Annotated in this window: 1 protein-coding gene and 1 pseudogene; both read left to right on the forward strand. The window is 75.1% G+C overall.

The genetic code is table 11. From position 1 onward, the window contains the following. Positions 1–361: 361 nt before the first annotated feature. Positions 362–1,057 (forward strand): annotated as a pseudogene (locus RIN80_RS16470) (MFS transporter); the annotation flags it as partial. Beyond that, positions 1,017–11,890: non-ribosomal peptide synthetase/type I polyketide synthase (locus RIN80_RS16475; RefSeq protein WP_309096355.1), on the forward strand; the 10,874-nt coding region annotated here is incomplete at its 3' end. The pseudogene RIN80_RS16470 and the gene RIN80_RS16475, both read left to right, overlap by 41 nt.

An 11,890-nucleotide genomic window follows, 5' to 3' on the forward strand; every position in this document is an offset into this window, starting at 1 on the left:
CGACGCGGGCAACCCGGCAACCGGGGCGGGCGGGCCGTCCTACGCGGCGAGCAACCCGGCGACCGGGGCGCGCCAATCGGCCGACACGGCGGGCGACTCGGCGACCGAGGCGGACCAGTCGTCCGACGCGGGCAACTCAGCCACAGGAACGGGCAGATCGGTCGGCGCGGCGGGCAACCCGGCCACCGGGGCAGGTCGGCCGGCCGACTCAGACAACTCGGCGACCGGGACAGGCCGGTCGTCCGACGCGGGCAACCCGGCAACCGGGGCAGGTCGGCCGGCCAACGCAGGCGACCCGGTCACCGGGACGGACCAGTCGACGGCCGGGGCGGGGCAACCGGTCGGCGGTGGTGAGCGGCGCGAGGCCGTGGCGGTCCGTGGGGGGCGGCTGGGGCGGCGAGTGGCGGGGGTCGCCGGGCCGTTGCTCGGCCTGATCGCACTGCGGGGCCTGGACGCGCTGGCGTCCGCCTCGCACAACGTCGCGCTGCCGCTGGCGGCGAACGCGGCCGAGCCGTCCGAACCGGCGTTGTTCATGACCCGGTTCTGGTCGGCGTGGGCCGTGGGCACGCTCCTCGCCCACCAGGTCCTCAAGCGCCGCCCGCACGGCACGACCTGGGGCGAGCGGGCCTTCGCGGCCGGCACCTGCGCGATGTCGCTCTGCTTCGTGGCGGCCTTCACCGGCCCGCCCGCCCCGGCCCTGGTCGCGGCGGCCCTGGCGGCGGGGTTCGCGGACGGCTGGACCGAGATCGTCTACACCTCACGCCTCCAGGCCGCCCCCGACCGGCAGCGCGACCGGCTGTTCGGCCTGTCCGCCACCGCCGAGCAGTCCGGGTTCGCGCTGGGCACGATCACCGCCGCCGCCGCGTTGGAGACGCTGCCGGCCCTGGCCGTCGTGGGCGCCTTCCACGGGGCGGCGGCATGCGGGGCGCTGGCCCTGCTGCTCACCGTACGGAAGCGCCACGCGCGCAAGGCCACGAACCGTTCGTCCACCAACGGGGAAGAGGGAGAGGACACGCATGGAGCGTCTACGGGGGCAGGCCGTCTGCCGGGGTCCTGAGCCCGAGCGGACCGAGGACGATCCGGCCGACGCGGTGCGGGCGCTGCTGGGCGCCGCCCGCTCGGCGCACGGCGGTGCCGTCGTCACCCTCGCCGCCGACGGCACCACCGCCTCCCGGTCGTATCCCGAACTGCTGGACGCGGCACGCCGGATGCTCACCGGGTTGCGCGACCACGGGGTGCGGCGCGGCGACCCGGTGGTGCTGTGCGGGCTGCCGCTGGACGAGTTCTTCCCCGCCTTCTGGGCCTGTGTGCTGGGCGGAGCGCTCCCGGTGGCCATCGCCGAGCACCCCGCGCCGGGCTCCCCGGCCTTCGAACGCCTGGGACAGACGCACGCGTTACTCGACGGGCCGCTGGTCCTGACCGACGCGATCGGCGCCGCGGCCCTCGCCCATGCCACGCCCGCCCCGCGGATCGCCCTCACCCGGGACTGCCTCGCCGCACCGCCCGCGCCGGACCACGTCGAACCCGCCCCCTCCGACACGGCCCTGCTGATGCTGTCCTCCGGCAGCACCGGGGTCCCGAAGGCGGCGCGGCTGACCCACGCCGGGCTCGCGGACTTCGCGGCGAGCAGCCGCCGGATCCTCGACGTCCGCCCGGACGACACGATGGTGAACTGGCTGCCCGTCGACCACAGCGGCGCCTTCCTCCTCTACCACCTGCTCGCCGTGTTCACCGGCTGCACCAACGTGCACGCCCCCACCGAGCACGTGCTCGCCGAGCCGCTGCGCTGGCTCGACCTCCTCCACGACCACCGGGCGCGGCACAGCTGGGCGCCGACCTTCGCCTACCGGCTCGTCGCGGACGCGCTGGCCGAGCGGCCCGACCGCCACTGGGACCTGGGCGGGCTGAAGTCGCTGCTGTGCGGGGGCGAGCGGGTCGTGCTGCCGGTGCTGCGCCGCTTCCTCGACGCGACGGGCCCGTACGGCGTGCGCGAGGAGCACATCGCCCCGGTGTGGGGCATGGCCGAGACCGTCACCGCCGTCACCTACGGCCGGCTGGACCGGCCCGGCACCGTGCACCGCCTGCTCAAGAGCAGCCTGGGCGGTGACCTGGTGCGGGCCGGCGAGGACGTGCCCGACGCGGACTGCGTCACGTTCGTCGCCTGCGGCTCGCCCGCGCACGGCGTCACACTGCGCGTCGTCGACGACCACGGCGACCTCGCCCCGGCGGGCCGGATCGGCCGGCTGCAGGTCCACTCGCCCGCCCGCCTCACCCCCGGCTACGTGCGCGACCCCGACGCGGACGCCGCCGCCTACCCGGCCGGGCCGGACTGGCTGGACACCGGCGATCTGGCCTTCCTCGACGGCGGCCAGGTCGTCATCACGGGACGGCGCAAGGACGTGATCATCCTCAACGGCCTCAACGTCTACTGCCACGAGGTGGAGGAGGCCGCCACCGCCGTCGACGGGGTCCGGCAGGGTGAGGTCGCCGCGTGCGGGATCCCGTCGGCGGAGCAGGGCACGGAGGAGCTGGCGGTGTTCTTCGTCAGCCGCGGTGCCGCCGAGGACACCCGGATCGCCGCCGAGGTGAGGGCGGCGCTGTTCACCCGCCTCAGGCTCACCGCCGCCCACGTCCTGCCCGTCCCCGAGGGCGAGTTCCCGCGGACGCCGGCGGGCAAGGTGCGCCGGGAGGAGCTGCGGAGCAGGCTGACCCGGGACGAACCGCGGGGCAATGCCCGGGACGGCGGGTCGCGGCACGGGCCGGGGCCGGTCCGGGACGCCGACGCGGTGACCCGGGCCGTCCGGGAGGAACTGGCCGCCGTGCTCGGCCGCCCGGCCGAGGCGGACGTGCCGTTCTACGAACTCGGTCTGACATCGGTGCTGTTGGTGCGGCTGCGGACCCGGCTGGCGGAACGCCTGGGCGAGTCCGTACCACAGACGGCGTTCTTCGAGCACCCGACGGCCACGGCCCTCGCGGCCCACCTCGCGACCCTCGTCGCGAGCCACGCCGCGGCCCACGTCGCGAACGGGCCCGCACCGACGCCGCCTTCGGCGCCAGGACCCGCAGTCGCACCCGCTCCCGCTGCCCCGCCCGCAGCCGCACCCGTTGCCGCACTCGCAGCCGCGCCCGCGCCCCCCGCGCCTTCGGCGAGTGAGGCCACTCCGGGTCCGGTCGCCGCGCCCGGAGCGGCGCCCACCGGCAGCCGCCCGGACCAGCGCGTGGCCGTCATCGGGATGGCGCTGCGCTTTCCCGGCGCCCGCACGGCGGACGAGTTCTGGGCGAATCTGCGGGACGGCGTGGACAGTGTGCGGGTGTTCGGCGAGCAGGAGCTCGCCGCGGCCGGGCTCACCCCGGAGCAACGCCGCACCCCCGGCCACGTGCCCGTCTCCGGAGTGCTCGACGGCGTCGAGGAGTTCGACGCGGACTTCTTCGCGCTCAGCCCGCGCGAGGCCGGGCTCACGCACCCCGCGCACCGGCTGTTCCTGGAGTGCTGCCACCAGGCCCTGGAGGAGGGCGGCCACGCGGCGACCGCCCCGGGCACGCGGGTGGGCGTGTTCGCCGGGTCCGGCATGAACCTCTACGACCACCAGCAGCGGCCCGCGACCGGCACGCCGTACGACCCGGCGGATCCGGCCGCCGGCATGCAGTCGGCCATCGGGCGGGAGCCGGACTTCCTCGCCACGCGCGTCGCCTACCGGCTCGGCCTCACCGGCCCGGCGATCGGCGTGCAGACGGCCTGCTCCACGTCCCTGGTCGCCGTCCACCTGGCGGTCCAGGCGCTGCTCACCGGTGAGACGGACCTGGCACTGGCCGGCGCGGCGGCCGTGCACCTGCCGCAGGAGACCGGCTACCACAGCCACCCCGGTTCGATCCTGTCCCCCACCGGCCGCTGCCGGGCCTTCGACGCCGAGGCGGACGGCACCGTCGGCGGCAACGGCGTGGCCGCCGTGCTGCTCAAGCGCCTGGACCGGGCGCTGGCCGACGGCGACACCGTGCACGCGGTGATCCTGGGCTCCGCGGTCAACAACGACGGCGCCGCCAAGGTCGGCTTCAGCGCCCCCGGCGTCGAGGGACAGACCGAGGTGGTGCGCCAGGCGCTGCGCAGGGCGGACGTGCCGCCGGAGACGATCTCCTACGTGGAGGCGCACGGCACCGGGACCCGGCTCGGCGACCCGGTGGAACTCACGGCACTGGCACGGGCACTGCGCCCGGGCGAGGACGGCCCGGCCGGTTTCTGCGCGGTCGGTTCCGTCAAGCCGAACATCGGGCACCTCGACAGCTGCGCGGGCATGGCCGGGCTCATCAAGACGGTCCTGATGCTGCGCCACCGCACGCTCGTGCCGACACCGCACCTGACCCGCCCCAACCCGGAAATCCCCCTCGGCGACGGCCCGTTGCGGCTGGCCACGAAGCTGGAGCCGTGGCCGGTCCCGGACGGTGTGCCCCGCCGGGCCGGAGTCAGCGCCCTGGGCGTCGGCGGCACCAACGCCCACGTCGTCCTGGAGGAGGCCCCGCCCGCACGCCCCCGACCGGTGCCCGAACTGCCCGTCCTCGTCCCCGTGTCGGCCACCGACCCCGAGTCCCTCGACGCGCTCACGGCCGCGCTCCGCGACCGGCTCCTGGCCCGCCCGGACCTGCCGGCCGCCGACGTGGCCGCCACCCTGGCGCTCGGCCGGCCGCACCGCGCGGCACGCATCGCCGTCGCCGGCCGCACGGCCGGCGACCTCGCCCGCGCGCTGACGGAACACCGGCGGACCGAACCGGCGCCGCTCGGCCCGGTCGCCTTCGCCTTCACGGGCCAGGGCAGCGCCCGCCGCGGCATGGCACGGGGCCTGTACGCCGCGCACCCGGCGGCGCGGGCCACGCTCGACCGCTGCGAGGAGCTCCACGTCCGGGAGTTCGGCGGCAGCCTGCTCCATCCGCTGCTCACCACCGCCGACAGCCCGGACGGTGCCGCCGCGCAGGACGAGATCTGGCCCACCCACACCGCGCAGCCCGCCCTCTTCGCCCACCAGGCGGCACTGGCGGACGCCTGGCGGGCGGCCGGGATCCGGCCCGGGCTGCTGTTCGGCCACAGCGTCGGCGAGTACGCCGCGCTCTACGCGGCCGGTGCCCTCTCCCTGGAGGACGGGCTGCGGCTCACCGCCTGGCGCGGACGTCTGATGCGGGACCGATGTCCGTCCGGGGGCATGCTCGCCGTCCGGTCCGACGGTGCCACCGCACGCCGGATCGCCGCGGCCAGTGGTGCGGAACTCGCCGCGGTCAACGGCCCGCACGCACACGTGCTCTCGGGCTCGCGGCAGACGCTGAAGGAGGCGGCACGCCTGCTCGACCAGGAGGGACTGCGCTGGCGCGCGCTGCCCGTCGACCGGGCGTTCCACTCCGCGGAGATCGAGCACGCGCTGGACGAGTTCCGGACCCGCGCCGAGCGGGTGACGTACCACGCGCTGCACACCCCGCTGGTGACCACGGCCGACGGGGAGCTGCGCCGGGCCGGCTGGACGGTCGACGCGGAGTACCTGCGCCGCCAGGCCCGGCAGCCGGTCCGTTTCGACCTCGCCATGGCCGAGGCCGTCGTGCAGGGCTGCCGGGACTTCGTGGAGATCGGCGCCGGGCGCGCCCTCACGGGCCTCGGGCGGCACTGCGTACCCGACAGCCGGTGGCTGAACGGGCAGGGCGCGGGCGACACGGCCGCCGAGCAGGCACACGGCTTCCTGACGGCTCTGGGCTCCCTGTACGGCAGGGGCGCCGACCTGGACTGGCAGGGGCTCGCGGGAGACGGGGGGCGGGTGCCGCTGCCCGGGCATCCGCTGCGACGCCGGAGGGTGCCGTTCGGGGGCGTGACACCCGGCGTGGACGCGGCTGCGATGACGGCTTCGACGCCGGCTCCGGTGACGGCTCCCGAGGCCGCCCCGTGGACCGAGCCGGATGACGATGTCCTGGATTTCGTACGGCGGTCGACGGCGGACAAGCTCGGCCGTCCGGTGGCGGACGTGACCCCGGACAGCTCCTTCTTCGAGCTGGGCGCCGACTCGCTGTCCCTGATGGGCCTGACGACGGAACTGCGGCAGCGGTACGGCGTCCGGGTCCCGGTCCGCGAGGTGTTCGACACGGCCGACACGCCGGGGAGACTGGCGGAGCGGGTCGGGGAGCTGCGGGGGAACGGGCGGGGGGCGATGGGTCCCCCGTCGGAAACGGTGATCGAACAGCCGGTCCTCGAGGAACCGGTCGCTCAGGAGCCGGTCGCTCGGGCGGCAGCGGCGCCCGCTGCCCCGCAGGAGTCACCGGACGGCCTGACCGCCCTCCTCGGTCAGCAGCTGCGCCTGGCCGAGCAACTCGTCGACCACGTCGGCGGAATGATCTCCCGCCAGCTCGACGTCCTCGCGACGACCGCCACCGGGACGGCACCGCCCCGGGCCACCGCCGTCAGCCCCGCCTCGGTTCCCCGCCCCACGACCTCACCCACCGCATCGCCCACCGCCGGGACCACCGACTTCAGCCTCTACTTCTTCGGCGACTACCCCGAGGACACCGACCACGACAAGTACGGCCTGATCATGGCCGCCGCCGACTTCGCCGACCGGCACGGCTTCCACGCCCTGTGGTTCCCCGAGCGGCACTTCAACTCCTTCGGCGCGCTCTTCCCCAACCCCTCCGTCCTGGCCGCCGCCCTCGCAGCCCGGACCAGCCGGGTCCGGCTGCACGCCGGTTCGGTGGTGCTGCCGCTGCACCATCCGGCCCGGGTCGCCGAGGAGTGGTCGGTCGTGGACAACATCTCCGGCGGCCGGACGGGCCTGTGCTTCGCCAGCGGGTGGCACGCCACCGACTTCGCGCTCGCCCCGCAGAACTTCGGCCGGCACCGTGAGGTGATGTACGAGCACCTGGCGACCGTACGGGACCTGTGGTCGGGGCGGCCGGTGAAGACGACCGCGGGTGACGGCACGCCCGTGGAGATCACCCTGCACCCGCGGCCCGTGCAGGAACGGCCGCCGATGTACGTGGCCGTCGTCGGCAACCCGGACAGTTACCGCCGGGCGGCCGCCGAGGACCTCGGCGTGGTCACCAACCTGATGACGCAGACAGTGGAGGAACTGGCCGAGAACATCGCGCTGTACCGGCGCAGCCGCGCCGAGCACGGTCTCGACCCGGCGGCCGGGCGGGTGGTGGTGCTCGTGCACACCTACCTGGAGGAGGACGCGGAACGGGCGCGGGCCGAGGCGTACCGGCCGTTCCTGTCGTATCTGCGGTCCTCGCTCTCCCTCTTCGACCAGGTCACCAACAGCCTGGGCTTCCAGGTGGACCTGGAGAACACGCCGGAGGAGGACGTGGAGTTCCTGCTGGGCCGCGCGTACGAGCGCTACTGCGCGTCCCGCGCCCTGATCGGCGACGAGCGCACCGCCGCCGAGACCGTACGGCGCCTGCTGGCGGCCGGGGCGGACGAGATCGCCTGCTTCGTGGACTTCGGCGTGCCGAAGGAGAAGGTGCTGGCGGCGCTGCCGGTCCTGGACCGGGTGCGCAGGACGACTCCGGCCACGAGCCGCCCGCAGCCGCAGCCCGGGCCGTTGCCGCAGCCCCGGCCGAACGCAGAACCGCTCCCGCGCCCACGCCCACAACCGCGCACCGACACCACCGCCCCACCGCCCGCGCCACGCCGCCGTCCCCTCACCCCCGCCCAGCGCCGCATCTGGTTCCTGGAGCAACTGCATCCGGGCACCGCCATGTACCACGAGCCCAAGGCGATCCTGCTCGACGGCCCCCTGGACGTCGCGGCCCTGCGCTGGGCGCTGGACCGGGTCGCCGACCGGCATCCCGCCCTGCGCACGGTGTTCGGCGACACGGACGGCGTTCCCTACCAGGAGATACGCGACCGCATGCCGCTCGACTGCCCCGTGGAGGACCACACGGGCGCGACCGAGGAGGCGGCGCTGCGCTCGGCGCTGGCGGCGGACCACGGGCTCGACCTGTCCACGGGCCCCCTGGTCGCGGCCCGGCTGCTGAGCCTCGCCCCGGACCGTCACCTGCTCTTCCTCCTGGCCCACCACATCGTCTTCGACTCGTCCTCCACGGCCGTACTGGCCCGCGACCTCGCCGCGTACTACCGCGCCCGGCGCGGCGCGGGACCCGAGCCCCGGCCCCTGCCCGAACTGCCGGCACCCGCCCGCCCGGACCCGGCCTCCCTCGGCTTCTGGCGGCACCACCTCGCCGGCGCACCCGAACTGACCCTCCCCACCGACCGCCCCCGCCCACCGGTCCGTTCGGGAGTGGGCGCGAGCCTCACCCACGCCCTCGACGCCGAACTGGCGGACGGCCTGCAGAAGTTGGCCGCCGGGCACCGCGCCACCCTCTTCATGGCGCTGACCGGCGCGATCGGCGCGACCCTCGGCCGGTTCGCCGGGCAGCGGGACGTGGTGATCGGCACGGCACTGGCGTCCCGTCCCCCGGGCGCCGAGGACCACGTCGGCCTCTTCCTCGACACCGTCCCGCTGCGCCTGGACCTCACCGGCGACCCGGACTTCCCGGCCCTGCTGCGCCGGGTCCGCGAGAGCAGCACCGCGGCGTACGAGCACAGCGGCGTCCCCTTCGACGAACTGGTCGGCGCGCTCAATCCCCGCCGCGACCCGGGCCGCAACCCGCTGTTCCAGGTGATGGTGGAGTACGAGAACGAGGGCGAGGCGGAGTTCGACCCGCCGCGCCTGACCGCCACGCTGCTCGACGTCCCGAGCGAGCGTGCCCCGTTCGACCTCAGCGTCTACCTCACCCGCCACCCGGGCGGCATCCGCTTCATGGTCGAGTACGACACGGCTCTCTTCGACGAGGCCACGGTGCGCCGCTTGGTGGACCAGGTCGAGCAGGTGCTGCGCCGGGCGCTGGACACCCCCGGCGCGCCGCTGTCCGACCTGACGGCCCTCACGGCGGCCGACCGCGCGCTGCTGGCCGCCCTGGACCGCACCGAGGAGGCCGCGCCGCCCGGCACCCTGCACACCCTGTTCGAGGAACAGGCCCGCCGCACACCGGACGCCGTCGCCCTCCTCGGCGACGAAGTCGAGGTGTCCTACGCGCGGTTGGACGCCGCGGCCAACCGTCTGGCCCACCTGCTCCGCGGCCGCGGCGCGGCCCGGGGAGGGCGCGTGGCAATCCTGCTGCCCCGCGGCCCGCAACTGATCACGGCGCTGCTGGCGGTCCTCAAGACGGGCGCGGCCTACGTCCCGCTGGACCCGTCCCTGCCCGCCCCGCGGCTGGCCCTGCTCCTCGCCGACACGGAACCGGTGCTCCTCCTCACCTCCGAGGGCACGCCCCGGCCGGACGCCGAAGTCCCCGTCGTCCTCGCGGAGTCGGTGGACGACACCCTCCCGTCGACACCGCTCGCGGACGGCCCCGGCCCGCAGGACCCGGCCTACTGCATCCACACGTCGGGGTCGACCGGCCGGCCGAAGGGCGTGGTCGTGCCCCACCGGGGCCCCGCGAACCTGGTCCGGGACCACCTGGCCCGTCACCCGGCGCTGCGCACCCTCCAGTGGACGTCACCGGCGTTCGACGTGAGCGTCCAGGAGATCTTCACGACGCTCGCCTCGGGGGCGGCACTCGTCCTCGTGGACGACGCCGTACGGCACGACCCGGCGGCGGTGGAGCGCACGGTCCGCCGCCACCACGTCCAACGCCTGTTCATGCCCTGCACCCCACTGAAGTACCTGATGGAGACGGCCCCCGAACTCCCGTCCCTGCGCGAGCTGTTCTCGGCGGGCGAGGCCCTCCACCTCACCCCGGCCTTCCGCCGCTTCCTCGCCACGCACCCGCACTGCACCCTGCACAACCAGTACGGCCCCACGGAGACGTCGATCATCGTCACCTCGCACCGCGTCGACCCCGCCGGCGAGGAGTGGCCCCCGATCGGCACCCCGGTGGCGGGGGCGCGCGTCCTGCTCCTGGACTCCGCGGGCCGGCCGGTGCCGGCCGGAGCGGTCGGCGAGATCCATGTCGGCGGGGTGCCGGTGGCGCACGGCTACCACGACCGTCCCGCCGAGACGGCCGCCGCGTTCCTCGACGACGGCACGGGCGGGGTGCGTTACCGCACGGGCGACCTGGGCCGCCTGCGCGCCGACGGCACCCTGGAGTACCGGGGCCGGGCGGACGACCAGGTCAAGATCCGCGGCTACCGGGTCGAACCGGGCGAGGTGAGGGCGGCGCTGACGGTCCTGCCCGCCGTGCGGGACGCGGCGGTGCTGGCCCGCCGCGACCGCCACGGCGACAGCGAGCTGGTGGCGTACGTGGTCCTGGACGAGGGGGCGTCCTGGACCGACGTGCGCACCGCGCTCGCGGCCCGCCTCCCCGACCACCTGGTCCCCCGCCGCTGGGCGACCCTGGACCGGCTCCCGGTGAACGCCTCGGGCAAGCTGGACCGCGCGGCCCTGCCGGAACCCGGGGAGGAGCCGGTAGAGCCCTCGCGGGCGGAGCCGGAGACGGACCTGGAGCGGACGCTGCACGACCTGTGGTGTGAGGAACTGGGCACCCGGCCGGTCCCGGTCACGACCCCGTTCTTCGAACTCGGCGGCCACTCGCTGAGCGCGATCCGCCTGCTGAACCGGATGCGGGAGACGGCGGGCATCGACCTGACCATGGCCGACTTCTTCCTGGACCCGACGATCCGGGGCATCGCGACCCGCCCCAGGGTGGTGGACACAGCACCGATGCCCTCCACCCTCCGCCGCCTGTGGCACCGCCACCACGCCCTCACCGACCCGAGCGTCTACAACATCGCCCACCGCATGGACCTGCACGGCGCGTTGGACCCCGAGGCACTGCACGACTCCCTCCGCGACGTGGTGACACGCCACCACGCCCTGCGCGCCAGGCCGGTGCGCCGATCGGACGGCGGCCACGAGGTCGACATCCTGGCCGAGGTCCCGGTGGACCTCCCGATCACCGACCTGCGCGCCCACCCCGGGACGACGGCGGAGCAGTGGTGCACCGAACGCGTCACCCTCCCCTTCGCCCTGGACCGGCCCCCGCTGTTCCGCTTCGCCCTGGCCCGCCTGGCGGACGACCACTGGATCCTGCTGACGGTCTTCCACCACGCGGTCTGCGACGGCTGGTCCCTGGGCCTGATCCGACGGGACCTGCAGGAGTCCTACAACGCGCGCAGAACGGGCAGCACCCCACAACTACCGCCCCTGACCCACCACTTCACGGACTTCGCCCGAGCGGAACACCACCTCCCGGACGACCGCAGAAAGACCCTGGAACACTTCTGGCGCAAGGAACTCACCGACGTCCCCCTGCGCCCGCCCCTCCCCCACGACCATCCCCACCCCGGCACGCTGTCCGGCCGCGGCGCCCTGCACACCTGGACCATCGACGACGACACCCCGGCCCGCCTCACCGCCACGGCGACCCGCCTGGGCACCACGCCCTACACCGTCCTGGCGGCCTCGTTCGCGACCTGGCTGGGCAGGCTGTGCGGTGAACGCAACGACATCGTCCTGGCGGCGTCCAGCGCGAACCGCCTCCCCCGCGAACGCGCGGAGACGGTCGGCATCGTGGGCGACGCGGTCCTGCTCCGGGCCCGCCTGTCCGAGGCCGACTCCTTCGCCGCCCTGACCGCCCGACTGGGCACGACCCTCTTCGAGGCCCTGGACCACCAGGACCTCCCCCTGACGGACGTGGTCTCACTGGTCTCCCCGGACCTGACGAAGACCCTGTTCCCGACGGTCCTCTTCACGGTGATCACGACAGACCCCCCGGCCCTGAACCTCAAGGACCTCCACACGACCGTCCGCCCCCTCCCCGTCGAGGGCGTGGCCCGCAACGAGCTCTACACGGTGGTCACCCCGGAGGCGGACCGCATCACGATCACGTTCGAGTACTCGACGGACCTGTTCACGGCGGAGACGGT

Source organism: Streptomyces sp. (assembly GCF_031181705.1).
GTDB lineage: Bacteria > Actinomycetota > Actinomycetes > Streptomycetales > Streptomycetaceae > Streptomyces.